This is a genomic window from Achromobacter sp. 01N37, from assembly GCF_056399725.1.
In genome coordinates, this window is the sequence record NZ_JBFTRX010000020.1 from 1 (window position 1) to 25,056 (window position 25,056).

The window sequence follows — 25,056 nt, forward strand, 5'->3', positions numbered from 1 at the left end:
CAGTCGCTGCCCGCCTCAACGAAGGCCAACCGCACCCAGGTTTTCCAGCTCAGATTCGGGATGCGATGCATCGGGCCAGCGCGCAGGTCGCCCGGCAGATGCATGCGTCCCAGGATCTCACCGACGGCGCGCAGCGGACGCTTGGGCGGYTCGTAGATGAAAGCYGGCACCTTGTCRGCGTGCCGMGCGATCARYAGRAAGCGYTTGCGGCTTTGMGCYAGRCCGCCAATYTCACCGCAGTCGTGGGCAGTTTCTCGCACGATGTAGCCGTAGTGACGCAGCAGCTGAACAATCTGATCCAGGAAGTCGCGTCCACGCGTGGCGATGCGYGGCACGTTCTCAAACAGRATGACCTCGACSGGGTCMTCCTTCCAYGCYTCCAGCATCAGCCACACGCCRCGCAGCGTCAGCGCATTGAGMGMCTGATACTTGGCCGTRAGGCTCAAGCTCTGCGAMAGMAGGCCGGAAAAGCCYTTGCATGGGGCAGACAAGAACACGATGTGAGGGCGGCGCCCACCAGCTGCGACACGCACGTCTGCCGGCAGCGCTTCGGCCCAGTCTGCGGGGGGCTCATGGCCATGGAATGCGAGGTACTGCTCACGGCTGAACAGGTCGCGCACCGTGCAGCGCACACCAGTGAATCGGTAGAAATCGGCGGCACCGGCAGGATCTACGTCAATCCCGCCCAGGCAAAACATGCGGCCTTGCAGCCCTGGAATGCTCGGTGTGGCATCTTGCATGCCCGCCGCTCCACTGCCGGCGCCAGCAAACAGGTGAAAGTGATTGATATCGGCCTGAATCATGACGGGTCGGCCTCTTGAACAGGGATCTGCATGCCCGCTACAGCCATCTGCCGCTCCACCGTCGCACGCGCCTGGCGCAACGCCACGATGGATTCCGATGTCTCGCGGTGGGCCTGAATCAATTCGTCCTTGGTGGCGCGGCCGTCGAGCAATGCCGCAAGTGCGGCGCTGGCCTCGGCCTGCTCTCGCAGAACATTGGCCAACTGCCCGACGCACAGGGTTTCGGCGCCTTCGGTAGCCAATGTCCGCACTGCCAAATTGAGCGGCCGCAAAAGGTCATCGACACAATGCCGGCGCCGGTCATGCGGCATCGCCGCCAGGACAGACGGCAGGAAATTCGCCGGCAGCAAGTTGTTGTCCTTGGTCTCGTCGTCCAGCCACCGGAACACTCGATCCGCGTTTACCTTCGTTCTCGCGAAGGTGTCTTGGGTGTGCGGTTCGAAGCGAATGCCCGTGGTGACTGGCCCTCCCCTCTGGTCGTGCACCTGGACAATGGCGTCCACCATCGTTTCCCGCGACCACCCGAGCGCCTTTCGCCAGGCTGTTGCGTGCTCACGCACGACGCCGATCAGGGTCTTGTTCGATTCATGTCGCATGCCGGCTGGACTCCTTGGCGCTACAGTGCGGCCATTCAGGCAAAGAGAATTTAGAAGACCAGCCCCAACACCTAGAATGAGTGCTCTCACACAACTCATCTTTAATGAAGGAGCTGGCCGTGACTGAAGCCAATACGTTGAGCAATGCGATTCTCAAAAGGCTTGCCGAAGTGCCCCTGACAGAGCCCGGGCGGACTGACGACGCATGGGCAGAAATTCAGCAGTTGGGAAGCACCGAAGCGCTCATCGCATCGCTGCAGAGCCTGGAAGAAGCAGGCCTTATCAAAAGCGGTTTGCAAAAGGGCGCGGATGGGGAATGGGCATTAAGTACAGGCATTCTTGCCATCACCGATCAAGGACGTCGTCAATACGAGCTTGTTCGCTGAACAACCCCTTGTCGCTTAGTTGGATGTGCCCGAAAGGTCGTCCCCACTCCCAGACGTCATCGGGCGGCGTCGTGCCCATGACGATCGCGGAAAGCTCGTAGGTAAAGCGGTCATGTGTGTTGCCTACCGGCCGAAAAGTGGCGTACCCAAGATGCTTGCCGGCGCCGTCAGTGAGGCGCATGCCCAACAAGGGAGGCGCCTGCTTTCGCATCTTGGGGCCGTCCAATATCAAGCGCACACCACCATTGGAGGGCTCGATGTGAACGTGAATGTCCAGCTCGGCGTAGGTCGAGAACGTGGCATCTGCCGGCCTCGACTTTTCATTCAAGGACGGGCGGATCATTGGATTGCGGTCGACCATAGCTGCCCTCCTCTGATGCTGTAGCAAATAGGTCATAGCGACGCTCCTTTAAACGCCTGTGGCCACGGGATCTCGTCGCCCCTTCGATTCCGTGCTGGCATCAGAAATCTGCTTGCGCACCTTTCCCGCATCAACGGTGACGAAATAGTTGTGGAGCGCTTGAACGGTCATAACGCGCGGGTCTTTGACCTCCCCATACCGAATCTTCCGCAGGGTGCTTTCRGGCACGCCCGACAGACGCGCGACTCCTCGAAGATCGGCATGTTTCAGCTCACGAAGCCGGGCTAGTACCTCTGATAGAAACTCGACATGGTCCATCGGCTTATCTTCAACCCATTTATGGGTTGTGTCAACCCACACATGGGTTACGAATCGCGGCATATTCCCATATATGGGCAACAGCGCAATGAAAACTCTCGCCGACAACCTCAACCGGCTTATCGGACCAGGCAAGAAATTTGCCTCCAACGAAGCCGCAGCAGCCGCTTCTGGAATTGGCAGATCGACCATTGACCGCGCTCGGCGTGCTGAAGTCGGCTTGCGCATCGATAATCTGGCTGAGTTGGCTCGCGCCTGCGGCTTGGAACCGTGGGAGTTGTTACACCCGAACTTGAACCTGCCGACGCTGACAGGTAGTCCGACAAGTGTCCCCGAGTGGCCTCTTCCTGGGATCACCGCCGAAGAATTCAGATTGATTCCGGCAGACGAACGGGACGAGGTCACTGCGCTGGCCAAGTCCAAAGTGAATAGGTACCAGGTGGGCCATTCGAAAAGTCCCTCACCTGGTGAAGCCGCCTAATTTAGCGCTGGTGTGGTCGTGTGGCCGCTTCTTGGAATGACTCAAGAAAGGCGTAAGAAAGCACTGCTCCACTAAGCGACAACGGCCCTCAGAATTATCAATGCCGCCCTCGGGCGGCTTTTTCTTCCCTTCAAAGCCCAAATTTGGGTTGCAATAACCCATATATGGGTTTATTGTCCCTGAATCAACCCATATATGGGTTTTCAAAACCTGCCGTTGACGGGCAAGCGACAAATTCAGGGAGGACACATGCGACACATGGATGGAGACGATCCCACACGTACAGCAGACCACGGCACCTTTCGCCGAGAAGGCACGGTCTGCGTCCCAAAGCTCTCCGACCAGGAAATCATCGGTGAACTCTGCGACCTCTTTGCCGGCCGTCAGAAATTGGCTTACGGCGAAACGCTCGAGTGGTGGATGGAAATCTGCGCCGACCTGCGCGCAGAAGACATGGCAGGAGCGTTGCTACCCGGCCTGAGCAAATGGCAGTTTGACCTCGACGCGGCCGCGCTGGGTATCCACACGGTTCGCTCGACGCTTGTCGCGCGAGCACGAGTGCTGATCGAAGCGAGCCTCCGCGAAACCGGCGAGTTGCCGCTGTGATTACCAAACTCGCTTGCTATGTGGTCCTCGCATATGCCATGGGCAAAGCCGGTGACCTTTGGATGGCTTTTCTACGCCGCACCGATCCGAGGATCGACTCATGAACGCCGTCATTTCTTGGGTCCTTCTGGCCTTCCTTCCACCGGGCCATGAGCGGCCGCCCGTCATGGTGATCGAGCGCTTCGAAACTCAGGGCGCATGCCTCGACGTGCTCGACATTTTTCCGCACACCACGCCCATCGAATTTGACTGCCTGCCGAGCCAGACAATTCGCACGGCTGCGGCGTCCGATCTGGAGAATCAAAAGTGAACGCTCCTCTTCTTAAGTTGCGGGTCGATCGCATCCAACGCGATGCGCTTGACCACATCATGCGTACCGCGCGCGCCAGCTCGACCCAGACCCGCCGTCTACGCTGGATAGCCAGCCGCGCCGAGGGCGCGCTCCAGGGCCTCCCCTACATCGCATCCGAGCATGTCCAACCCCGGATCGTCTCCGAGGCGGTATTGCAGACGAAGAATCTGCAACTGCGCCTGGCAAACGCTCGTCTCCGCGCCGCGCTCGCGCAGGTCGCAGGGGGTGCCACCGGCTATTCCGACCGAGATAGCGAGCTGGCACAAATTGCACAGGCCGCGCTCGATGCCGAGCGAGAGGCCCGCACATGACTTCCATCCGCAAGTTGATCCGAGTCGATGGAACCGAAACCGAGCTCATCGGACCGCACGCTTTGTGCGATGTCGCGCAGATGATTGGCGCGTCCTACGTGGGCGCTATTCGTCTCGCTGACCGCGTACACGTCATGCTCGTGGACGACGAAGGCCACTTCAAGCATCTGCCCGTCAATGACGTAGCAACGCGTCTTTATCACGCCGTCTGCGTACCGGGAACAACGCGCCCAATCGTCGGCGACGTCGTCGTGGTACCCGATGCCGACTACGCGAGAGCGGAATGAACCGCGTACTGCTCCATGTCGTCCGTCATCTGGACCGCTATGAATGGGTCGGAGTCGCGTGTGGCGTGATCCTGATCGCAGGGCTGACCGGTGTACTGGGTCCGACGATGGACGCGGCGGCCAACAACCAGCCGGGCGAACAACGCCAGGCCGCCCACAAATGACGGCCGCCATGAAATCCAACGTCTTCTCGGTTCGCGCCTCCAGCTGGGGCCGCCTTTTCGACTGCGCGCACATGTGGGAAGGCACGCACATCCTAGGCCTCAAGAAGCCTTCGGGCATACGCGCTCTGCTCGGTACCGCAGTGCACGCGGGCACCGCAGCGTATGACCGCGCACGCCTGGACGGCACCCAGTGCTCGCCGGACGATGCGGCCGGCGTCTTGGTCGATGAGCTGCACAACCCCGACTTCGAAGTCGATCAAGCAGCCGACAAGCTGACCATCCGCGATGCCGAGACCATCGCGCTCACGCTGCTGGTGCGCTATTGCGCCGACGTGGCACCGCGTTTCCATTACATCGACGTCGAGACACAGCTAGATCCTCTGGCCATCGATTGCGGAAACGGTCTGACGGTACGTCTGACCGGCACCATGGACCGCGCCCGCGTGGCCGAAGCCGACGGCGCAATCGTGATTCCAGACATCAAGACCGGCGCTCGGATCATCTCCGACGGCAAGGCCGTCACGCGTGGCCACGCCGCGCAGACAGGCACTTACCAGCTCATGTACGAGCACACCAAGAAGGTACGCACGGTCGGCGCCCAGATCATCGCCCTTTCCACTGGCGCGCAGGCGCTAACCGACGTCAGCCCGGTCTTCGATGCCCGGCGCGTCATGGTCGGCGAAGACGGTCAGCCTGGCCTCATCGAGCACGCCGCCGCGATGTTTCGCACCGGCCTATTCCCCCCCAACCCCTCCAGCATCCTGTGCAGCGAGAAGTACTGCGCGCGGTGGCGTACCTGCCTTTTCCATCGATAGGAGCCTGCATGTCCTTGCACCCCGTCAGCCGCGACGTGTTCGTCCGGCGTACCGACCCTACCGGCAAGCGCCGGCCGGTGATCACCCAGCACCTGGCATGGGACACGGCGTTGTTCGTGGCCTGCCAGGTCAAGCAGTACGACACCGAGGCCAAACCGAAAGACCGCCAGACCATTTCCATCGCAACCGTCGCGGAGTACCGCGCACAACAGAACAAAGGACGTTGAACATGACGACCGAAACAGCCACCGTCCAAGCGTTGCGTTCCCCTGCCGAAGCACAAATGCCTGCGGTTTCCCCCGGCTTCGGTAGCTTGCAAAGCTTTGAGCTGATGCAGCGCGCCGCACGCCTGCTTTCCAGCAGCGACCTGGTACCCGAGCAGTATCGGGCCACCATCGAAAAGCGCGACAAGTACGGCAACATCACGGACACGCGCGAGAACCCGAAAGCGCTGGCGAACTGCGTTGTGGCGCTCAACATGTCCGAGCGCATGCGGGCCGATCCCCTGATGATCATGCAGAACCTTCACATCATTGAGGGTCGCCCTTCATGGTCTGCGTCGTTCATCATCGCGATGATCAACAACTGCGGTCGATTCTCGCCGCTGCGTTTCGACATTCGCGATCGGGGCGAGCGCGAGATCGAGTACACGACGTTCGATTGGAAGACTGACGACCGCGGCAAACGGTACCGCGAAACCGTCGTCAGCAAGGCCGTCGTTCGTGATCGCTCGTGCGTCGCCTGGGTCATCGAGCGGGAAACCGGCGAGCGCCTGGAATCCGACGAGATCTCGATTGAACTCGCCGTGAAGGAAGGTTGGTACACAAAGAACGGCAGCAAATGGCAGACCATGCCCGGCCAGATGCTGCGCTATCGTGCCGGCGCCTTCTTCGGTCGCATCTATGCGCCCGAGTTGCTGATGGGGCTCCCGTCGGATCAAGAGGTCTACGACACCCTGGAGGCCCGCCCCACCTCGGACGGCACCATCACCGTGGACGTGGATCAGTTGCGTGCGCAAGCTGCTGAAGCGGTTGCCACCGACCGCACGCAGGCAAAACCCAAGCATCCCGACGCGACCGATCTGGATTCGCGCGAGCCGGTCCCCCCATCCAGCTCAGCGAGCTCGAAATCGCAAAGCAAAGCTTCCAAGTCAACAGCCGACGATTTATTCGAGGCTGACACCTCGACCGCCTCGAATCAACAAGAGCCACTCCACCACGATGATCCGCCCCTGACCGAGAGCATCAACCCTGCCCAGGTTGAAGCCCAATTGCGGACGGCTAAGGACATTGAGGTTCTGGACTTGGCGGCGGACTTCATCGGTGACGTTTCCAGCGAAGCGGAGAAGGAACGCCTGACGGCGCTCTACCAGCAGCTGCGCCTGTCAATGACGAACGTTCAACAGCGTACACGCCGCACGCGCGTAGTCGCACCTGAGTGAAAGGGAGCCAGAGATGAGAATCAACCGAATCACCATTGAGAACTTCCAAGGCGCTCGCACGGTAGACCTAGAGCTTCTCACGCCCGCCACGCTGATCGCCGGAGCCAACCACTCAGGCAAGTCCAGCATCGCCGAGGCCGTGCGCCTGGCGCTGCTTGGATCGCCCGAACGCGTCGGCCTGAAGAAGGAGTATGGCGCCTTGGTCAGCGATGGCGCGAAGCTTGGAGCCGTGACGTTGGATCTGGACGAAGGCGCCGTCGGTATCAGCCTGCCCAAAGGGGCGCAGTCCGGCGAAGCCCTGGTGCCGCAGTCGCCCGCCCTGCCCTTTGTGCTGGCGCCTGAGCGCTTCGCCGCCGCAAAGCCGGACGAGCGTCGCAGCCTGCTGTTTGCGATGACCGGAACCAACGTCAAGGCGGACGAAATCGAGCGCCGCCTGTTGGCGCGCGGCTGCGCCGCCCCGCTCGTCACTCAGATCAAGCCTATCCTGCGCACGGGCTTCGCTGGCGGCGCGGAATTTGCCAAGGGGCAAGCAACGGAGGCCAAGGGTGCCTGGAAGGCTGCGGCAGGCGAACAATGGGGCAGCCAGAAGGCCGAGGGCTGGAAGGCGGAGATCCCGCCGTTCGACCGGGCCGCGCTGGACAAAGCGCGAGCCGACTTGGCCACGCTGGACAGCCGTATCGACGCGACCGCGCAGTCCCTAGGTGCCCTGGAGCAAAAGGCTACGGCACACGCGGCTGCCCGCGACCAACTGGCGGCGTACCAAGCCAAGGCGACCCAACTGCCGGCGCTGCGCCAGAAGCTTGAGTTTGACCAGGCTGAGCATGCCAAGCTGGCCGCGCACGTTGATGCGCTGCAGGCCCGGGCCGGCTCCGGGCCGCGCGTAGGCCTGATCCATGACTTGGCCATCTGCCTGGACGAGGCCTACAACATCGACACGGTGAACGCGGCGCTGCACGGCACGCTCGATATGCGAATCCTGCAGGTGTTGGACCGCTACGAAGCTCAGTACGGGAAGCTGGACGCCAAGGGCGACACCGAGGCGGCGGGCGCGCTGCCGAAGGCCATCGAAGCCCGCGACCTGATGGAGCGCAGCGTCGAAAACGATCGGCGCGACATCGCCTCGGCCGAGGCGGCGGCCGAACAGCTGTTGGGGACGACCGAAGCGGAAGCGATACAGCCCGCCGACGTGGAGATAGTCCGCGCCAAGGTCACCGCGCTGCGCGCCGAGCGCAAGGCGATCGATGAGCGCGTCCAACTGCTGCTCAACGCCAAGCAGGCGGCCACTAGCGCTACCGAGCGCACGGCGAACGCCGCGCAGTACCACCAGGAAGTGCTGGCATGGTCCGCGATCGGCGACGCGCTGTCGCCCGATGGTATCCCGGGTGAAATCCTCGCCGAGGCGCTGCAGCCCGTGAATGACAAGCTGGCCGACCTGGCTGACCTGGCCGGCTGGCGCGTACCCGCAATCGGCGCCGACATGGTCATCACCTTCGCCGGTCGCCCGTACCGCCTGCTATCCGAGTCAGAGCGGTGGCGCGTCGACGCCCTGATAGGCGCGGCATTGGCAGAGATCTCGGGATTGCGTTGCATGATCCTGGACCGCTTTGACTGCCTGGACCTGCCCGGCCGCCAGGACGCGCTGGGCTTGGTTGACGCGCTGGCCAGCGACGGACGCATGGACACCGTCTTGGTACTGGGCACGCTCAAAACCGCGCCTGACGCGCCCACAGACGCCTTCACAACCTTTTGGATTGACCATGGCTCAGTGAGCCCGATCGCCGTTATGGAGGCTGCGTAATCATGAAACCGCACAACCGAACCGAAATGACCGCAGCGCGCCGCAAAGCGGGCGAAGAGTTGAGCAAGCTTGGACTTCACATCACACGCCACACGACGGCCAAAGTCATGGCCGGGATGATCGCCAATCACACTGGCTGGGCAGCGCCGCCGGCAGGATCGCTGTGCGAATTCCTGGAGCGATTCATTGAATCTCGTTCACATGGGCTGGTGGCGGCGCCCTACCGCCCGGTCGTGAGGAAGCCTTTGAGCTACGACAGGACCATGCGCGAGGCCGCGATACGTGCGGCTGCGGTGCAGCCTCCGATGGTCCACGCGGTCAGCAACGTGGTCACGTGGCGGGAGACGCCGATATGAACGTGACTAAGTTATCAGCTACGGGAGACGTTCCCGACCTGCACGTCGGGTACGCGCTCTCGCATGAGATTAAGCCGTCCAGCTTTGACGCAAGGTCCACACGCTCCAATAACCTTGCCCAAACCACTTTGCCCGTCACCGTTTATCGATGCGTCGACGAGCTCTCGGATCTGGCCGACGTACGGCTCTCGCACCCACAACCATGCATCAGAATCAGCAAACGAATGCCTATGGACCGTTGGGTGCTCGCTTGGAAGCACATGCAAAGTCCAGCTGTCGACCGGCTCGCCTTTCGAATCTCGCTTGTTGACGTAAAACGTCCACTCGTTCATGCCAATGCCTCCCGTGGCTCGACTGTTCTTCCAGGCAGCGATCTTCTCACGTCTGCCGTAAACACTGACATGCGGGGTCTAGAAGGTCATGCCTAATCTCAAGCCCCGCTTCATCCGGGCCGGAAAGGCCCCGGCATATCTCGGGATGTCCCGCACCGTCTTCACGCGCGATGCGAGGCCGCACCTTCTTGAGTTCTCGATAGGCAAACAAGGTATCGGATTCGATCGCATCGAGTTGGACCAATTCGCCGAACACTACAAGCAGGTACACGCGGTCGAAAAAGACATCCAGCCCTTGCTGCCGCGAGGCCAAGTGGATTCAGAATTGCAGGAAGGAATCACGGAGACATGGCGCAGAAAATCACAGGTCTATACCAGGAAGACGGGATCTGGCACATCGACAAACAAATCAAGGGGATCGGCAGAATTCGAGGCAGCACTGGCACAAGTTCTCGGAAGGCCGCCGAAACCCGCCTCCAAGAAGCGATCGACGAGGCTCGCGCCGCCGCGGTAAGCAAGAAGGAAGCCATACGCTCGCCGGTCTTCCGCGAAGCCGCTACCCGGTACCTCAAGGAATACGCTCATCAGCGATCCATCTGGCTATCTGCAACCTATCTAAAGCAGGTGGACCCTTACATCGGGGGGCTGCAGCTGCACGAAATCGATAGCGAGGCGCTGGAGCCCTATATCGAAGATCGTCTAGAAGCCGGGATCAAGGCACGGACTGTAAACATCGCATTGCAGCGCGTGGTACGCGTTTTGAATCTCTGCCAGCGCAAGTGGCGTACGGCAGAAAAGCGACCGTGGCTTAACGCCGTGCCGTTGATCGAGATGCTCGACGAGCGCACATCGCGCAAGCCTTACCCGATCTCGTGGGATGAAGAAGACCTTCTGATGAGCGAGCTGCCGCTGTATCTCAAGCGGATGGCGCTGTACACGACGAATACAGGCTGCCGCGAGCAAGAGGTATGCAAACTGCGCTGGGAATGGGAGATTCACGTACCTGAGCTCCGCACTTCGGTCTTCCTGTTGCCAGCAGACTTTGGTGGCCGGTTTGACGACTCAGGCGTGAAAAATCGCGAAGAGCGGCTCGTGGTGCTCAACGACGTCGCCAGTGAGGTCATCCGGCTTCAACGCGGTTTAGATAAGGAATGGGTGTTCCCATTCGAAGGAGGTCCGATGTCGCGAATGAATGCGACCGCATGGCGTAGCGCGCGCAAGCGTGCTGCGTCGGCTTGGGAGAAGAAATACGGCAAGCCGGCGCATCCGGACTTCGCACGGCTTCGCGTGCACGATCTAAAACACACGTTTGGGCGTCGGCTTAGGGCTGCGGACGTTTCGCATGAGGATCGTCAGGTGCTGTTGGGCCACACGAATGGCAGCGTCACGTCGCACTACTCTGCTGCGGAACTGGGCAAGCTGATCGAATTGGCCAATCGCATTACACGCACCAATGATCACACGCCTACGTTGACGGTATTGCGCCGACAACAATAGAGCAAAGTCCCCAGAAAGTTCCCACAATGAGAAAGGGGGTTAGTGATTACTATCACTAACCCCCTAGGGTATTGCTGGTCGGGACGGCGGGATTCGAACTCGCGACCCCTTGCACCCCATGCAAGTGCGCTACCAGGCTGCGCTACGCCCCGAAAGAAAAAGAGTATAGCAGAACAAAAATAAGTTTGCACGCATTGGTGCAAAAAAAGTGCTGAATACTCAAAAAAATTTGCGCCTCGTGTTCGTCGCTTGCACTAACGTCATGCAAAGCGGCGCGCGAGGCGCAACGTACTGCGGTGTGCAATGCGCATGGCTTCAAGAGCAACGCGCGTTGCGGGGCATGGCTTCAAGAGCAACGCGCGTTGCGGGGCATGGCTTCAAGAGCAACGCGCGTTGCGGGTACTGCGATCAATCAAACCATCTTGGACGACGAAGAAATCAACGCTCTCAAGCCGTGGTGCTGGCGTTGCTGCTGGCGTTGCTGCTGGCGTTGGCGGACACGTTGGCAGGCAAGCCCAAAGCATCAGCAAGCATCGTCGAAACGTTGCCGAGCTCGTTACGCAAGGCTTGCATCTCGGCGCCCGACAAACGCACGGCGGCGTCTTGATCGTGCGGCATATCGCGCGCATCGCCTAAGCGATTGCGAGCGCCGCTGATCGTGAAGCCTTGTTCGTACAGCAAGGAACGGATGCGGCGGATCAGCAGCACTTCGTGGTGCTGATAGTAGCGGCGGTTGCCGCGCCGCTTCACCGGCTTGAGCTGCGTGAATTCCTGTTCCCAGTACCGCAAGACGTGAGGCTTGACGCCACACAGCTCGCTGACTTCACCAATGGTGAAGTAACGCTTGGCGGGAATGGGCGGTAGGGTAACGGTGGATTCAGTACGTGTCATAAGCGAATTTTATGCCGCGAAGGCGCCGGGAGCCGATAACAATTACCGACAAAGCGTATCACTCCGCGGCTTCGGGTGCAGCAGGGGTTGCCTGCTCCACCACGCTCTTGAGTTTCTGACTCGCGTGGAACGTAACCACGCGGCGTGCGGCGATGGGAATGGTCTCGCCGGTCTTGGGGTTGCGGCCCGGGCGCGGCGGTTTGTCGCGCACCTGGAAGTTGCCAAAGCCCGAGAGCTTGACGGAGTCTCCGCGCGCCAGGGCGTCGCGGATTTCTTCGAAGAAAGTATCGACGATGTCCTTGGCCTCGCGCTTGTTCAGACCGACCCGCTCAAAGAGCAGTTCGGCCAGCTCAGCCTTGGTCAAGGTGCGTGGCTCGGCAGCAAGCATACTGTTCCCCATGGTTCATGTACGCTGGCGCGCGCCGTGAGCACTGACCAATGCATCCTTGATGCGGGACAGGCATTCCGCCACACGGGCTTCGTCCAGAGTGACTTCAGTGTCCTGTAGCCAGAATCGGAAAGCAAGGCTTTTCTCGGTGACGGGCTCGCTGCCGTGGGCCTTCTCGCGCCACACGTCGAACACGCGCACGTCCTGCACCACAGCCAGTTGCGCATCCGCTTTGACGGCGGCGGCAACGGTGTCGAGCATGGCTTGCGTGGACACGGGAGCATCGACCCACAAGGCCAGATCGCGCACCACCACCGGCTGGCGCGAGAGCTCGCGCACTTGCGGCAACTCACCTTCGGACAAGGCGTCAACATCGAGTTCGAAGACGACGGGCGCATGCGCCAGGTCTGCTTGCTGCGCCCAACGCGGATGCAGTTCACCGACCCAACCCACTTGCTTGCCGTCCAGTTCGATGCGAGCGCTGCGGCCCGGATGCAGCGCCGGATGCGCAGCGGCTTCAAAACGCAGACGGCGGCCGCGTGCGCCGAACAGCGCTTCGACATCCATCTTCACATCAAAGAAGTCCACTTGACGCGTGGCCACGCCCCACTGTTCTTCAACCGCTGGCCCCCACGCGGCGCCCGACAAACGCATCGGTTGACGCACGCCGGCCACTTCCAGCGGACCATCCTGTGCGGATGCATCACGCATGAACACGCGGCCCAATTCAAACACACGCACGCGCGACTGCTTGCGGTTGGCGTTGTGGCGAATGTTGGCGATCAGGCCACCGATCAGGCTCGAACGCATGACCGACAGATGGCTTGCAATCGGGTTCACCAGACGCACGGGCGTGTCGATACCAGCGTAGTCGCGCTCCCAATCTGCTTCGACGAAGCTGTAGTTGACGACTTCCTGGTAGTCCTGCGCAGCGGTCAGGCGGCGCAGCGCGTGCGCACCGCGATGCACTTCGGGCTGCGAGAACATCTTCGCGCGCGCCATCGGCGGCACGTCAGGAATGCTTTCGAAACCGTAGATGCGGGCCACTTCTTCGATCAGGTCTTCTTCGATTTCCAGATCGAAACGGTACGACGGCGGGCTGACAATGAAGTCGTCGCCTTCGACCGTGAATTCCAGACCCAGGCTGGCGAAAATCTTCGCGACCTGCTCTTGCGTGACGGGCACGCCCAGCACGCGATGGCAACGCGCCAGGCGCATGCGCACAGGCGGACGCGCCGGCAGGTTGACGATCTGGTCGTCGATGGGGCCGACCTGGCCGCCGCAGATGTCGACGATCAGGCGGGTGATGAATTCAAGGTGTTCAGGAATGCTGGCGTAGTCCACGCCACGCTCGAAGCGATGGCTGGCTTCGGAGCTGAACTTGTAGCGGCGCGCGCGGCCGGCGATGGCTTGCGGCCACCAGAACGCGGCTTCCAGATAGATGTTTTGCGTGTCCAGCGTGACCGAGGTTGCTTCGCCACCCATGATGCCGGCCAGGCTTTCCACCTGATCGCCGGCCACGACCACGCCGACCTTCGGGTCGAGCGTGATGGTCTGGCCGTTCAGCAGTTCAAGGGTCTCGCCTTCGCGCGCCCAGCGCACGGAGATGTCGCCGCCGATCTTGTCCAGATCGAACACATGCGACGGACGGCCCAGCTCAAGCATGACGTAGTTGGAGATATCCACCAGCGCCGACAGCGAGCGTTGGCCCGCGCGCTCCAGGCGCGTCTTCATCCAGTCGGGCGTTGCCGCGCGGGCGTTCACGCCGCGGATCACACGGCCACCGAAACGGCCGCACAAGTCAGGCGCTTCAATCTTGACGGGCAGGCGCTCATCCAGCGTGACCGGCACGGCGACGGCCGTCGGCACGGACAACGGCGCACCCGTCAGGGCAGCGACTTCGCGCGCCACGCCAAGGATCGACAGGCAGTCGGCGCGATTGGGCGTGAGCTTGAGCGTGAAGAGCGTGTCGTCCAAGTCCAGCGCTTCGCGGATGGACTGGCCGGGCACCATGTCGGCGGGCAGTTCCAGCAGCCCAGCGTGGTCTTGCGACAAGCCCAGTTCGCGGGCCGAGCACAACATGCCCGACGATTGCACGCCGCGCATTTTCGCCACGCCAATCTTCATGCCGCCAGGCAGTTCTGCGCCCACGCGAGCCAGCGGCACTTTCAGGCCAGCGGCAGCGTTCGGCGCACCGCACACGATTTGCAGGCGCTGGCCGGAACCATCGTCCACTTGGCAAACGCGCAGCTTATCGGCGTCGGGGTGCGGAGCGATCTCGACGATGTGGCCCACGACCACGCCAGTGAAGGCGGGTGCGGCGGGCGCGGTGTCTTCGACTTCCAGGCCAGCCATGGTGAGCCGGTGCGCGAGTTCGTCGGTTGCGATCGGAGGGTTGACCAGCGTACGCAGCCAGGATTCGGGAAATTGCATGATCAGCCGTCTGTTATTCGTTGAACTGGCGCAAGAAGCGCAAATCGCCTTCGTAGAACTGGCGCAGATCGTTGACGCCGTAGCGCAACATCGTCAGGCGCTCAAGTCCGGAGCCGAATGCAAAGCCGATGTAGCGCTCGGGATCAAGGCCGAAGTTGCGCACCACTTCGGGGTGCACCTGACCCGAGCCGGAGATTTCCAGCCAGCGGCCACGGTTGGGACCCGAGGTGAACATCATGTCGATTTCGGCGGACGGTTCCGTGAACGGGAAGAACGACGGACGGAAGCGCACGACGAGATCGTCGCTTTCAAAGAAGCAACGCAGGAAATCGGTGTACACGCCTTTCAGATCGGCAAACGAGATGTCCTCGGCGATCCAGAGCCCTTCCACCTGATGGAACATGGGCGAGTGCGTGGCGTCGCTGTCGACGCGATAAGTGCGCCCCGGCGCAATGACCTTGATGGGCGGCTTGTGCATGCGGGCGTAACGCACCTGCATGGGGCTGGTGTGCGTGCGCAGCAGCAGCGGCAGGCCGTCGGCGTCGTTCATGTCGACGTAGAACGTGTCCTGCATGGAACGCGCCGGGTGGTCCAGCGGGTTGTTCAATGCGGTGAAATTGGTCCAGTCATTTTCCACTTCGGGGCCGTCGGCCACGTCGAAGCCAATGGAACGGAAGATGGCTTCCACGCGTTCCCAGGTCCGGATCACCGGATGGATGCCTCCCGGCGCGCGACCGCGGCCAGGCAAGGTGACGTCAATGGTTTCGGAGGCCAGCCGGGCGTCCAGTTCCGCCTGCGCCAATGCGGCGCGGCGCGAAGTCAGGAGCTCTTCGACTTGTTGTTTGGCCTGATTGATCCGGGCGCCCATCTCGCGCTTCTGCTCGGGATCGAGCTTGCCCAGGCCTTTCAGCAGCACCGTCAGTGCGCCTTCCTTACCCAGGAATCGAGCCTTTGCGTTCTCAAGCGCGGCGGCATCCGTAGCCGCGGCGAACCGTTCTTGCGCCTGGGAGACCAGGTCGTCAACCAATAGAGTCATGAAATCCAGCCTTCAAAACGCAAACGGGGCTATTACAGCCCCGTTTGCAGCGATGCGCGATGAGTTAAAGCGCGCGATCAGGCAGCCAAGGCAGCCTTGGCTTGCTGCACGATGGCGGCAAAGCCGGCCTTATCGCGCACGGCCAGATCGGCCAGAACCTTACGGTCCAGTTCGATCGAAGCCTTCTTCAGACCAGCGATGAACACGCTGTAGCTAACGCCATGTTCGCGGACGGCAGCGTTGATACGCGTGATCCACAGAGCGCGGAAGGTGCGCTTCTTGTTACGACGGTCGCGGTAGGCGTATTGGCCAGCGCGCATGACTGCTTGCTTGGCAATACGGAACACATTACCGCGGCGGCCACGGTAACCCTTGGCGGCGGCAATGACTTTTTTGTGACGTGCGCGGGCAGTTACGCCGCGTTTGACGCGAGGCATATTAGATCTCCCTTATCAAGCGAAAGGCATCATGGCCTTGACGGAGGCCACGTTGGATTCATGAACGGCCGTCGAGCCGCGCAATTGACGCTTGGCCTTCGTGGTCTTCTTGGTCAGAATGTGGCGCTTGAACGCCTGACCGCGCTTGATGGAGCCGCTGCCGCGAACCTTAAAGCGCTTGGAGGCGCTTTTCTTGGTTTTCATCTTGGGCATGATGATTCCCTAAACTTAAACTCGTAGTTGATTTGACATGACGCGAGGTGTTTGGCGTTGCTGGCAAAAAGCCCTAGGGCTAGCACCGATGCGACGGCAAAACTTGTAAACCTGTTGCCACTTCTGAGGTACTTCTTGGCGTAGTGCCAACTTGCTGCGAACCGCGAAATGGCATTGCTGCCAGACACGGCTTCCTCCCAGGTCTTGGCAAAAAGGTAGCCGAGATCCGGGAAAGCCTTTGATTATATGGTGATTTCCTGGCTGTTGTCGAGTCAGCTGGTGCAAAAAGCTCAGCAGAACTGCGCCGGATGTTCCAGAGACGCATCATACGCCCGGACGCCGGTACTGCACCGCTTGCGCCACATGCCGGGCAGCCAGCGTTGCCTCTCCGTCCAGATCGGCGATTGTGCGGGCAACACGCAACGCCCGGTGCAGGGCGCGTCCAGACCCCGCCAGACGTCGCATCGCCTGGAACAGCAGTGTTTGCGCGTCCTTTTCCATCACACAGTGCTGATCAAGCTCCGGCCCCGCCAGCGCCGCATTCAGCTTGCCCTGCCGGGCCATTTGGCGAGCCCGGCAGCGCATGACGCGCTCCTGGACGGGCGCGGAAGCTTCGCCGGGCGGCCCTCCCATGGATTCGGGGTCGGATGGCGGCAACGCCATATGCAGGTCGATGCGGTCCAGTAAAGGGCCCGATATCTTGCCCACATAGCGCGCCACCTGATCCGGCGTGCAGACACAGGGCCGGCCGGGATGGCCGCGCCAGCCGCATGGGCAAGGGTTCATGGCGGCGATCAGCTGGAAGCGTGCGGGAAATTGCGCCGCACGCAACGCCCGTGCAATGACCACCCTGCCCGCCTCCAACGGTTCGCGCAGGGCTTCAAGCGTACGGCGACTGAACTCAGGTAATTCATCCAAAAACAAGACGCCATGGTGGGCAAGGCTGATCTCACCCGGACGGGGCCGGCTGCCGCCGCCCACCAGCGCGGCCACGGTAGCGGAATGGTGTGGAGACCGAAACGGCGGCTGCCCCATCAAGGCGTCGGGCAAGCCCGCTAGCGCAGCTACGGCCGCCGCCTCCAAGGCCTCGGCGCGTCCCAGGGGCGGCAACAGGCCGGGCATGCGCGCGGCCAACATGCTTTTGCCCGCCCCGGGCGGCCCGATCATCAACAAGCTATGGCCGCCTGCCGCCGCCACTTCCAGCGCTCGCCGGGCCGCCGGCTGACCGCGGACATCCGACAGGCATGGCGCGGGGGCCGCTTGCGGCCATGGCTTGGGCACGGCGTCCGGCAACAAACAAACCCCTGCGGCATGCGCGGCCACATCGGCCAGGCTACGCGCCGACAGGACACGCAAGCCCGGCACCCACGCCGCCTGTTCCGCGCTGCCCGCCGGCAGGATCAGCGTGGTGTGGGAGGCATCCCGCGCCACGCTTAGCGCGATGATCAGTGGCGACGCAACCGGCACCAACGCCCCCGTCAGCGAAAGCTCACCCGCCAACACCAGATTCGCCAGGGAGGGGTCTGGCGCCGGCAACACGGGATCACCACCATCGGTCGGAGCGGCCAGTTGGCCGGACGCCAGCAACAGCCCCAGCGCAATAGGCAGGTCGAATCGGCCCGACTCTTTCGGCAAATCGGCCGGCGACAAGTTGACGGTGATTCTGCCTGGCGGAAATGTGAAACCACTATTCAATATGGCGGCGCGCACGCGTTCGCGGCTTTCGCGCACCTCGGTGTCAGCCAAGCCGACCACATTGAAACTCGGCAACCCTGGGCCAAGATGCGTTTCCACGCGCACGGCATGCGCATGCAGGCCGCTAAGCGCCCGGCTGGCTAGAACGGCAAGCGTCAAGACGGTCTCCCGTGCGGAACAAGACCGTCAGTATCGGCAATCGGCAAGCGCTCGTGGACTGGGCTGGGACATAAACATCCCTTACCTAGCCACGATCAACCGCCCTTTTCGAACCACTACACCCAATGAAAAACGACCGCGATTAGCGGTCGTTTTGATATTCCTACGACAGGCGCCAGCTTACTTGTCCAGGGCCGACAAACGCGACTCCAGCTGCTGCACTTGCGCCGCCAATTGATCAACCTTGGCGCGTGTACGGGCAAGCAAATCCGCCTGCACGTCGAATTCTTCGCGGGTGACCAGATCCATCTTGGTGAAGGCTTGAGCCATCATCGCGCGCACGTTCTTTTCAACGTCGGCGGCCGGGCTGCGGGCGATCAGGTCGGAAATATTCTTCTGGATGTCTTCCATCCATTGGGTGCGATTGTTCATAGCGGCCTCTCTGTGTTCTTGATGCCTCAAGTGTAGTGCTTTGCCGATCCGGCGCAGAAGTCCGAAAAGGATTATGCAAAAAAAGAGGGCGGGCCGCATGCGGTGACCGCCCATCAAAGCACAGGAGAAAACCGGGCTGCCATGGCGGCAACCCCCTACCAACATCGTTACGGGCAGCCCATCTGGCTTGCCGATTGCGTGAACAGATCCGACGACTGCTTGCATTGCGCCGCCAACTGCGTCTTGTCGGGAATGGACGCCCATTGCGTTTTGGCCGCATCAAGCTGCTGCTTGATGCTGGCTGCGGCCGGGTTGCTGCTGCCTAATTTATCCATGCATGCGTTGACCTTGGCCAGATACGCTTCGCACTCCGCCGGCACCGCTGCCGCACTTGCCACGGGAGGCGACGCAGCCGGCCAGCGCCCCTATTGACGCGGCCAGCGCCAACACGCCGATTAACTTGCGTTGACTCTTCATTGTGTCCTCTTTCCGTTCTTGCTTTTTATTAAGAGCCACATCACCGGAACCCCTTATGCGGCCCGATCCGCTCATCAGAAAACATGAGCTGGTCTTGATTCTTCTTCAGCCAGCTGCCGTCAACAAGCTGATGGGTGTAAACCCCCGTATCAAGCCCTCCCCCATTTTGGGCACCTTGCAACATCGCTGGCTGGCAACTGAATTCGTCGCCACGTTGGGCTGCACGCCCGGCCCGTAAGGCTGTGCGGCCTGCGGAACAGGCGCCGAGGGTGCTGTTCATCGATGCAAAATCCAATACAAACCGCAACCGCCACAGCATCAACTGGCTACAAATGCCAGCGGCGAAACATATTTCGTTGCATCACCGGCATTCACCACGTTACGCACCACATTGAGGCTGACGCGTGGTGCATGGCGCACTATATTGGTGCAAACAGGCACAACTCATGCGCCTGCACCTCCCCTTTCCGGGTACGCACCAACATGGCATGGATCTTGCTTGATAGTCGAGGCCAACGTGCAACCATGAGAGGAAATGCCATGAAACTCATCATCGCCATCATCAAGCCCTTCAAGCTCGACGAAGTGCGGGTGGCTCTATCCGGGATCGGCGTCCAGGGCCTGACTGTTACCGAAGTAAAGGGTTTTGGCCGCCAAAAGGGCCATACCGAGCTGTATCGCGGCGCTGAATACGCCGTCGACTTTCTGCCCAAGCTGCGAGTTGAAGCGGCCGTGCCCGACCACCTTGTCGATCAGGTCATCGAAGCGATTGAACAAGCCGCCCGTACCGGAAAGATCGGCGACGGCAAGATCTTCGCCGCGCCCCTGGAACAAGTGATCCGTATCCGCACGGGTGAAGCTGGCGAAGCTGCGCTGTAAATAAATAAAGAAAGACTCATTGGAGCCTGAAAATGGATAAAGCAGATATCTCCTGGTTGCTCGTCTCTACCCTGCTTGTATTGATGATGGCCGTACCCGGTCTGGCGTTGTTCTATGGCGGCCTGGTACGCAGCAAGAACGTGCTGTCGGTGTTGCTCCAAGTGCTGTGCACGTTTGTGCTGGGCCTGGTTCTCTGGTTCATCTACGGCTATTCCCTTGCATTCACCGAGGGCAACGCCTTCTTCGGCGGCCTGTCGCGCGCCTTCTTCTCTGGCATGTTCACACCGGCTGACGGCAAGTACGCCATGTCGAACACCTTGACCGAGCTGCTGTTCGCCTCGTTCCAGGCCACGTTCGCCGGCATCACCTGCGCGCTGATCGTGGGCAGCTTTGCTGAACGCGCCCGCTTCTCGGGGGTGCTGGTGTTTACGGTGATCTGGTTCACGTTCGCCTACATTCCCATCGCCCACATGGTGTGGTTCGCGTCCGAAACGGCGCCGGGCCTGCTCAATGCCAAGGGCGCACTGGACTTTGCCGGCGGCACCGTGGTGCACATCAATGCTGGCGTGGCCGGTCTGGTGGGCGCGTATGTAGTCGGCAAGCGTGTGGGCTACGGCCGCGAAGCCATGCAGCCGCACAACCTGCCGATGACGTTTATCGGCGCCGCCCTGCTGTGGGTGGGCTGGTTCGGTTTCAACGCGGGTTCGGCGCTGGCCGCCAACGAGAACGCCACCCTGGCCTTCTTCAACACGATGATCGCCACGGCGGGTGCGGTGCTGGCCTGGCTGTTCACGGAATGGGCCATCAAGGGCAAGCCCTCGATGCTGGGCGCCGCCTCCGGCGCGATTGCCGGCCTGGTGGGCATCACCCCCGCCGCCGGCCTGGTTGGCCCGGTGGGCGCACTGATCATCGGCGTGGTTGCCGGTATCGTCTGCGTCTGGGGTGTGAATGGCCTGAAGCGCATGCTGCGTGCCGATGACGCACTGGATGTGTTCGGCATCCACGGCGTGGGCGGTATCGTCGGCGCCCTGCTGACCGGCGTGTTCAACGCGCAAGTCCTCGGTGGCCCCGGCCTGGCTGAACCTGGCATGATCGCCCACCAACTGTGGGTCCAGCTGGAAGGCGTGCTGCTGACCATCGTCTGGTCCGGCGTGGTGGCGTGGATTGCCTACAAGATCGCCAATGCCCTGTGCGGCATGCGTGTGCCGGAAGACCAGGAGCGCGAAGGCCTGGACGTCACGAGCCACGGCGAATCGGCGTATCACAGCTAATGCGGTATCTCGGCCCGCCGCGAAATGTGGCGGGCCGGCAAGAAACGGCGCCGGGATCACATCCCGGCGCTTTTTTTTGCGTTGCGCGAAGACAAAAAAACGCCCCGAATCGGGGCGTTCTACTGTCCGGGGTGGAGCGGATCAAATGGGATCAAGCCGGATCAAGCGCATCCAGATCAACGGGCAAGGCGCGGTTCAGCGCCGTCGCCACCTTGATGCGCAACGCGTTGGAATGCGCGCGGCGCACTTCACGCTTCACGTCCAGCAACTGCTGCGGATGCATCGAGAACTCGGTCAGCCCCAAGCCCAGCAACAAGCGCGTCATGCGCGAATCGCCCGCCATTTCGCCGCAGACCGCAACCGGCTTGCCCGCCCGCTCACCCGCATTGATGGTATTGGCCACCAGGCGTAGCACAGCGGGATGCAGCGGATCGTAGAGCGCGGCCACATCGTGGTCGCCGCGGTCGATCGCCAAGGTGTATTGGATGAGATCGTTCGTGCCGATCGACAGGAAATCCAGCGCCTGGGCAAACGGTTCGATTGCAATCGCGATGGCGGGCACCTCGACCATGGCGCCCACTTCCATGTGCGGCGCGTAGGCTTGACCGCGCGCATCGAGTTCGCGCCGTGCGGACTCGATGGCCGCCTTGGTCGCCACCACTTCATGCATGTGCGCAATCATGGGGATCAGCAGCCGCACAGGACCGTGAGCCGACGCCCGCAGAATGGCGCGTAACTGCGTCGCGAACATTTCCGGACGCGCCAGGCAATACCGGATGGCGCGTTGCCCCAACGCCGGGTTGGTGGCCACGGTGGCTTCACCATCCAGCGTTTTGTCCGACCCGATATCCAACGTGCGAATTGTGACGGGCCGGCCCGCCATCACCTTCACCACCGAAGAATAGGCTTCGTACTGTTCTTCTTCGCCAGGCAGGTCCGGGCGACCCATGAAGAGGAATTCGCTACGGAACAGGCCAATGCCATGCGCACCAGAAGCCAGCGCCAGCGCGGCCTCTTCGGGCAGTTCGATATTGGCGTGCAGGACGATATCGATACCATCCAGCGTGACCGAAGGTTCATCACGCAGCAGGCCGAGTTCGGCGCGCTCGTCGGCATATACAGCCTGACGGCGGCGGTATTCCTGAAGAATGCGGTCCGACGGATTGACGACCACGGCGCCGGCCGCGCCGTCGATGATCAGCATGTCGCCGTCGCGAACCAATTCGCGCACGTTGCCCATGGCCACCACGGCCGGCACGCCCATGCTGCGGGCCACGATGGCCGTGTGCGACGTGGGGCCACCAAGGTCGGTCACGAAGGCCGCAAAGCGCCCACCGCGCAAGCGCAGCATGTCGGCCGGCGAGATATCGTGCGCCACCACCACCAGCGCATCGTCGCCGCCCATGTGCGACATGTCGGGCAAGATCGCCGACGTGCCGGACAGCACATGCAGCACGCGCTCGATGACTTGGCGGACGTCAGCCCCGCGCTCGCGCAGGTACTCGTCTTCCATGGCGTCAAACTGCTGGCCAAGAATCTGGCCTTGCGTCGTCAGCGCCCATTCGGCGTTGTAGTGTCGTTCGGCGATCAGCGCCAGCGTCTGCTCGGCCAATAGCGGGTCGCCCAACAGCAGGCTGTGCACGTTCAGCATGGCGCCCAGCTCGCGCGGCGCATCGGCCGGCAAGGTGTCTGCCAACAGCAGCAATTCGTGCTGCGCCGAAGCCAGGGCCTCAGTCAGGCGGCTGCTTTCGGCGGGCACATCCTCGGGCGATATCCGGTAGTGCGCCACTTCCAAGGCAGCGGCGCCCATGACGACGGCGCGTCCGATGGCATATCCCTTCGCAACGCCTTTGCCATAAAGACAAACGACGGGGCTGGCAGGGCCAGCTCCGTCGTGAGCATTGTTCGGGGTCGTAGACGCGCCAGCCTCAGCAACGCTCAGGCTGGCGGATTCATGGGAGTTTCTATTCCTGCTCACCGAATTTGCTGTCGAACAAGGTTTCGATTTCGGAAAGGGCTTGATCGGCGTCGCCGCCGGAAGCCTCCAGTTTGACCGTCACGCCCAGCCCGGCCGCCAACATCATGACGCCCATGATGCTCTTGGCGTTCACGCGCTGCGCGCCACGCGAGATAAAGATCTCGCTTGAGAACTTGCTGGCCAGTTGCGTCAGCTTGGCGGCGGCCCGCGCATGCAAACCCAATTTATTGCTGATGACGATGTCTTTTGTAGGCATAGGAAATATTATGACTGCGGATTAACGCCGCAGTGTTGATCGCAGCAACAAACCAAACCGCTAACCGCTCTTCGGCTTGGATTGCCAGCCGACATAATAGGGCAAATTCCCGCCCGTCAGTCTACACGCAAGACGCCCTGCACTCCGCCGGCCAGCGCCTTTTCGCGCGTATCAGCCAATGGCAGATTGCGATATGTCAAAGCGCGCAGCAGCATCGGGGTATTCAAACCTGCCAGCACACAGCATTGAATGCCTTGTGCTTGCGCATCGGCGACGGCGCGCTTGGAGATATTTGCGGGCGTCGCGCCGATCAGATCCGTCAGCACCAGAACACCGGCGCCGTGGTCCTGCTCAAGAATGTCCTTCAGGACGTCCGGCGCCAAATCGTCCGGACGGTCTTCAGGCTGGATATCGTGAATGGCCAGCATGCCGTCAAGGTTGCCCATGACGTGGCTGGCGCACTCGCGCATCGCCGCGCCCAAAGGCGCGTGCACGACGATAACAATACCCGTGGTCATGACGGATTCCAGAGAGATCAGGCCGCGGTGGCAGTGGTCGCCACGGCGTTTTCAAGCGCCTGGACGAACATGCCCGCGACATCGAAACCGGTCTGTTCGGCAATCTCTACGAAACAGGTGGGGCTGGTGACATTCACTTCGGTGACGTAATCGCCAATGACGTCCAGGCCCACCAGCAGCAGGCCGCGAGCCGCCAGCTTGGGAGCCACGGCTTCGGCGATTTCGCGGTCGCGCGGCGACAATTCCTGCGCCACGCCACGGCCGCCTGCGGCCAGATTGCCGCGGGTTTCGCCGGCCAGCGGAATACGCGCCAGCGAATACGGCACGGGTTTTCCGCCAATCAGCAAAATCCGCTTGTCGCCCTTGACGATATCGGGGATGTAACGCTGAGCCATGATGGTGCGCGCGCCGTTGTCGGTCAGCGTTTCCAAAATGGCGTTCAGGTTCGGGTCCTTGGGCTGCAGGCGGAACACGCCCGTGCCGCCCATGCCGTCCAGCGGCTTCACGATCACATCGTGATGCGTATCGTGGAAAGCCTTCAGGCGAGCCATGTTGCGGGTCACCAGCGTGGGCGCGGTGAACTCGCTGATCTCGGTGATGGCCAGCTTTTCAGGATGGTTGCGAATCGCCGCGCCGCTGTTGAACACGCGGGCGCCTTGGGCCTCGGCGTATTCGAGCAAGTGCGTGGAATACACGTATTCCATGTCGAAAGGCGGGTCTTTGCGCATGACGACCGCCCCGAAATCGGCCAGCGGCAGATCTTGGGCGGGGGACTCCGTCCACCAGTCGTGGCCGTGCAGGTCGGCATCAGCCACCAGCGCGATCGGCGTGGTGACGGCTTTGACCGTGCCGCCCTCGATGTAGAGGTCGCCCTGCATGGCCACGCTAAGCGTATGCCCGCGCGCCACCAGGGCACGCATCATGGCAACCGAACTGTCCTTGTACGCTTTGAGCAGCGGCAAGGGATCCAAAACGAACAAAACATGCATCGCGACACCCTGAACGGACGCCGCCTTCCCTCGCGGGAAGGCGGCTTTATGACATCGTAGCGCAGAGCCGCCCAATAAGCGAACCCGCCGGTCACGAGGT

The 25,056-nt window shown here is 61.7% G+C and carries 33 protein-coding genes and 1 tRNA gene; 17 read left to right on the forward strand and 17 right to left on the reverse strand.

Annotated elements, in window-relative coordinates; genetic code table 11:
• Nucleotides 1–689 (reverse strand): DNA cytosine methyltransferase (locus AC1DSJ_RS27280; RefSeq protein WP_476760432.1); only part of this gene is annotated, 689 nt, incomplete at its 3' end.
• Here AC1DSJ_RS27280 and AC1DSJ_RS27285 point away from each other — a divergent pair.
• Entirely contained in the window at nucleotides 573–821 is a 249-nt protein-coding gene (locus tag AC1DSJ_RS27285) for a hypothetical protein (RefSeq protein ID WP_476760433.1), read from the forward strand. The genes AC1DSJ_RS27280 and AC1DSJ_RS27285 overlap by 117 nt on opposite strands.
• Here AC1DSJ_RS27285 and AC1DSJ_RS27290 read toward each other — a convergent pair.
• The gene (locus AC1DSJ_RS27290) at nucleotides 800–1,399 is read right to left on the reverse strand and encodes a hypothetical protein (protein ID WP_441372617.1); all 600 of its coding nucleotides are present in this window, start codon (nucleotides 1,397–1,399) and stop codon (nucleotides 800–802) included. The two genes, AC1DSJ_RS27285 and AC1DSJ_RS27290, sit on opposite strands and share 22 nt — an antisense overlap.
• 119 nt (nucleotides 1,400–1,518) lie before the next feature.
• Between AC1DSJ_RS27290 and AC1DSJ_RS27295 the strand changes: the two genes are divergently transcribed.
• Nucleotides 1,519–1,785, forward strand: a complete 267-nt coding sequence (locus tag AC1DSJ_RS27295; RefSeq protein WP_441372616.1) for a hypothetical protein — start codon at nucleotides 1,519–1,521, stop codon at nucleotides 1,783–1,785.
• Here AC1DSJ_RS27295 and AC1DSJ_RS27300 read toward each other — a convergent pair.
• Nucleotides 1,745–2,182 (reverse strand): hypothetical protein, encoded by a 438-nt coding sequence (locus AC1DSJ_RS27300; protein WP_476760425.1) that lies wholly within the window; start codon nucleotides 2,180–2,182, stop codon nucleotides 1,745–1,747. The two genes, AC1DSJ_RS27295 and AC1DSJ_RS27300, sit on opposite strands and share 41 nt — an antisense overlap.
• 370 nt (nucleotides 2,183–2,552) lie before the next feature.
• On the opposite strand from AC1DSJ_RS27300, the gene AC1DSJ_RS27305 reads away from it, so the two are divergent.
• The 12 genes from AC1DSJ_RS27305 to AC1DSJ_RS27360 all read left to right on the forward strand — a co-directional run bounded on the left by AC1DSJ_RS27305 (nucleotide 2,553) and on the right by AC1DSJ_RS27360 (nucleotide 10,904).
• The gene (locus AC1DSJ_RS27305) at nucleotides 2,553–2,945 is read left to right on the forward strand and encodes a hypothetical protein (RefSeq protein WP_441372613.1); all 393 of its coding nucleotides are present in this window, start codon (nucleotides 2,553–2,555) and stop codon (nucleotides 2,943–2,945) included.
• A 258-nt stretch (nucleotides 2,946–3,203) separates the two neighbouring features.
• Nucleotides 3,204–3,551, forward strand: coding sequence for a hypothetical protein (locus AC1DSJ_RS27310; RefSeq protein ID WP_441372612.1), 348 nt, complete (start codon nucleotides 3,204–3,206; stop codon nucleotides 3,549–3,551).
• 100 nt (nucleotides 3,552–3,651) lie between these two features.
• Nucleotides 3,652–3,861 carry a hypothetical protein gene (locus tag AC1DSJ_RS27315; RefSeq protein ID WP_441372611.1) on the forward strand — a complete coding sequence of 70 codons (210 nt, stop codon included), beginning with the start codon at nucleotides 3,652–3,654 and terminating at the stop codon, nucleotides 3,859–3,861.
• Nucleotides 3,858–4,214, forward strand: coding sequence for a hypothetical protein (locus tag AC1DSJ_RS27320; RefSeq protein ID WP_441372610.1), 357 nt, complete (start codon nucleotides 3,858–3,860; stop codon nucleotides 4,212–4,214). Before AC1DSJ_RS27315 ends, AC1DSJ_RS27320 begins: the two co-directional genes overlap by 4 nt.
• Entirely contained in the window at nucleotides 4,211–4,501 is a 291-nt protein-coding gene (locus AC1DSJ_RS27325) for a hypothetical protein (protein WP_441372609.1), read from the forward strand. Before AC1DSJ_RS27320 ends, AC1DSJ_RS27325 begins: the two co-directional genes overlap by 4 nt.
• Complete coding sequence (locus AC1DSJ_RS27330) at nucleotides 4,498–4,665, forward strand: hypothetical protein (RefSeq protein WP_441372608.1); 168 nt, start codon at nucleotides 4,498–4,500, stop codon at nucleotides 4,663–4,665. The genes AC1DSJ_RS27325 and AC1DSJ_RS27330 overlap by 4 nt, the downstream gene beginning before the upstream one ends.
• 8 nt (nucleotides 4,666–4,673) lie before the next feature.
• On the forward strand, nucleotides 4,674–5,480 hold the full coding sequence (locus AC1DSJ_RS27335; protein ID WP_441372607.1) for a RecB family exonuclease: 807 nt from the start codon (nucleotides 4,674–4,676) through the stop codon (nucleotides 5,478–5,480).
• An 8-nt stretch (nucleotides 5,481–5,488) separates the two neighbouring features.
• A complete protein-coding gene (locus AC1DSJ_RS27340; RefSeq protein WP_441372606.1) occupies nucleotides 5,489–5,707 on the forward strand; it encodes a hypothetical protein in 219 nt (72 codons plus the stop codon).
• Nucleotides 5,708–5,709: 2 nt separating this feature from the next.
• Nucleotides 5,710–6,921 (forward strand): recombinase family protein, encoded by a 1,212-nt coding sequence (locus AC1DSJ_RS27345; protein WP_441372605.1) that lies wholly within the window; start codon nucleotides 5,710–5,712, stop codon nucleotides 6,919–6,921.
• A gap of 13 nt (nucleotides 6,922–6,934) precedes the next feature.
• Entirely contained in the window at nucleotides 6,935–8,719 is a 1,785-nt protein-coding gene (locus tag AC1DSJ_RS27350) for an AAA family ATPase (protein WP_441372604.1), read from the forward strand.
• Nucleotides 8,720–8,721: 2 nt separating this feature from the next.
• On the forward strand, nucleotides 8,722–9,075 hold the full coding sequence (locus AC1DSJ_RS27355) for a hypothetical protein (protein ID WP_441372603.1): 354 nt from the start codon (nucleotides 8,722–8,724) through the stop codon (nucleotides 9,073–9,075).
• A 680-nt stretch (nucleotides 9,076–9,755) separates the two neighbouring features.
• Nucleotides 9,756–10,904 (forward strand): tyrosine-type recombinase/integrase, encoded by a 1,149-nt coding sequence (locus tag AC1DSJ_RS27360; protein ID WP_441372602.1) that lies wholly within the window; start codon nucleotides 9,756–9,758, stop codon nucleotides 10,902–10,904.
• Between the two features lie 75 nt (nucleotides 10,905–10,979).
• Here the strand turns inward: AC1DSJ_RS27360 and AC1DSJ_RS27365 are convergent.
• The 10 genes from AC1DSJ_RS27365 to AC1DSJ_RS27410 form a co-directional block, all read right to left on the reverse strand.
• Nucleotides 10,980–11,056, reverse strand: a tRNA-Pro gene (locus AC1DSJ_RS27365).
• 295 nt (nucleotides 11,057–11,351) lie between these two features.
• Nucleotides 11,352–11,795 (reverse strand): MerR family transcriptional regulator, encoded by a 444-nt coding sequence (locus AC1DSJ_RS27370; RefSeq protein ID WP_441372601.1) that lies wholly within the window; start codon nucleotides 11,793–11,795, stop codon nucleotides 11,352–11,354.
• A gap of 58 nt (nucleotides 11,796–11,853) precedes the next feature.
• Nucleotides 11,854–12,195: an integration host factor subunit alpha gene (locus AC1DSJ_RS27375; protein ID WP_175169844.1), complete on the reverse strand. Its 342-nt coding sequence runs from the start codon at nucleotides 12,193–12,195 to the stop codon at nucleotides 11,854–11,856.
• Between the two features lie 3 nt (nucleotides 12,196–12,198).
• Nucleotides 12,199–14,616 (reverse strand): phenylalanine--tRNA ligase subunit beta, encoded by a 2,418-nt coding sequence (pheT, locus tag AC1DSJ_RS27380; RefSeq protein WP_441372600.1) that lies wholly within the window; start codon nucleotides 14,614–14,616, stop codon nucleotides 12,199–12,201.
• Nucleotides 14,617–14,629: 13 nt separating this feature from the next.
• A complete protein-coding gene (pheS, locus tag AC1DSJ_RS27385; protein WP_054422322.1) occupies nucleotides 14,630–15,652 on the reverse strand; it encodes a phenylalanine--tRNA ligase subunit alpha in 1,023 nt (340 codons plus the stop codon).
• A 77-nt stretch (nucleotides 15,653–15,729) separates the two neighbouring features.
• The gene (gene rplT / locus AC1DSJ_RS27390) at nucleotides 15,730–16,089 is read right to left on the reverse strand and encodes a 50S ribosomal protein L20 (RefSeq protein ID WP_006218741.1); all 360 of its coding nucleotides are present in this window, start codon (nucleotides 16,087–16,089) and stop codon (nucleotides 15,730–15,732) included.
• 15 nt (nucleotides 16,090–16,104) lie between these two features.
• The gene (gene rpmI, locus AC1DSJ_RS27395) at nucleotides 16,105–16,302 is read right to left on the reverse strand and encodes a 50S ribosomal protein L35 (protein ID WP_006218740.1); all 198 of its coding nucleotides are present in this window, start codon (nucleotides 16,300–16,302) and stop codon (nucleotides 16,105–16,107) included.
• Between the two features lie 324 nt (nucleotides 16,303–16,626).
• Entirely contained in the window at nucleotides 16,627–18,156 is a 1,530-nt protein-coding gene (locus AC1DSJ_RS27400) for a YifB family Mg chelatase-like AAA ATPase (RefSeq protein WP_346552689.1), read from the reverse strand.
• Between the two features lie 180 nt (nucleotides 18,157–18,336).
• Entirely contained in the window at nucleotides 18,337–18,588 is a 252-nt protein-coding gene (locus tag AC1DSJ_RS27405; RefSeq protein WP_054422324.1) for an accessory factor UbiK family protein, read from the reverse strand.
• A 167-nt stretch (nucleotides 18,589–18,755) separates the two neighbouring features.
• A complete protein-coding gene (locus AC1DSJ_RS27410; RefSeq protein WP_346552688.1) occupies nucleotides 18,756–18,923 on the reverse strand; it encodes a DUF5339 family protein in 168 nt (55 codons plus the stop codon).
• Between the two features lie 197 nt (nucleotides 18,924–19,120).
• Between AC1DSJ_RS27410 and AC1DSJ_RS27415 the strand changes: the two genes are divergently transcribed.
• From AC1DSJ_RS27415 to amt, 3 genes are all read left to right on the forward strand, one after another.
• Nucleotides 19,121–19,303: a hypothetical protein gene (locus tag AC1DSJ_RS27415; protein WP_441372599.1), complete on the forward strand. Its 183-nt coding sequence runs from the start codon at nucleotides 19,121–19,123 to the stop codon at nucleotides 19,301–19,303.
• A 302-nt stretch (nucleotides 19,304–19,605) separates the two neighbouring features.
• Complete coding sequence (locus AC1DSJ_RS27420) at nucleotides 19,606–19,944, forward strand: P-II family nitrogen regulator (RefSeq protein ID WP_006218735.1); 339 nt, start codon at nucleotides 19,606–19,608, stop codon at nucleotides 19,942–19,944.
• A 32-nt stretch (nucleotides 19,945–19,976) separates the two neighbouring features.
• Nucleotides 19,977–21,215 carry an ammonium transporter gene (amt, locus tag AC1DSJ_RS27425; RefSeq protein WP_054422326.1) on the forward strand — a complete coding sequence of 413 codons (1,239 nt, stop codon included), beginning with the start codon at nucleotides 19,977–19,979 and terminating at the stop codon, nucleotides 21,213–21,215.
• A gap of 151 nt (nucleotides 21,216–21,366) precedes the next feature.
• Here amt and ptsP read toward each other — a convergent pair whose 3' ends face one another.
• The 4 genes from ptsP to gshB all read right to left on the reverse strand — a co-directional run bounded on the left by ptsP (nucleotide 21,367) and on the right by gshB (nucleotide 24,956).
• Nucleotides 21,367–23,157, reverse strand: coding sequence for a phosphoenolpyruvate--protein phosphotransferase (gene ptsP / locus AC1DSJ_RS27430; protein WP_082387008.1), 1,791 nt, complete (start codon nucleotides 23,155–23,157; stop codon nucleotides 21,367–21,369).
• Between the two features lie 22 nt (nucleotides 23,158–23,179).
• Complete coding sequence (locus AC1DSJ_RS27435) at nucleotides 23,180–23,449, reverse strand: HPr family phosphocarrier protein (RefSeq protein ID WP_054422328.1); 270 nt, start codon at nucleotides 23,447–23,449, stop codon at nucleotides 23,180–23,182.
• Nucleotides 23,450–23,565: 116 nt separating this feature from the next.
• Entirely contained in the window at nucleotides 23,566–23,967 is a 402-nt protein-coding gene (locus AC1DSJ_RS27440) for a PTS sugar transporter subunit IIA (RefSeq protein WP_054422329.1), read from the reverse strand.
• Nucleotides 23,968–23,984: 17 nt separating this feature from the next.
• Nucleotides 23,985–24,956 (reverse strand): glutathione synthase, encoded by a 972-nt coding sequence (gene gshB, locus AC1DSJ_RS27445; protein ID WP_342066531.1) that lies wholly within the window; start codon nucleotides 24,954–24,956, stop codon nucleotides 23,985–23,987.
• Between the last annotated feature and the right edge of the window lie 100 nt (nucleotides 24,957–25,056).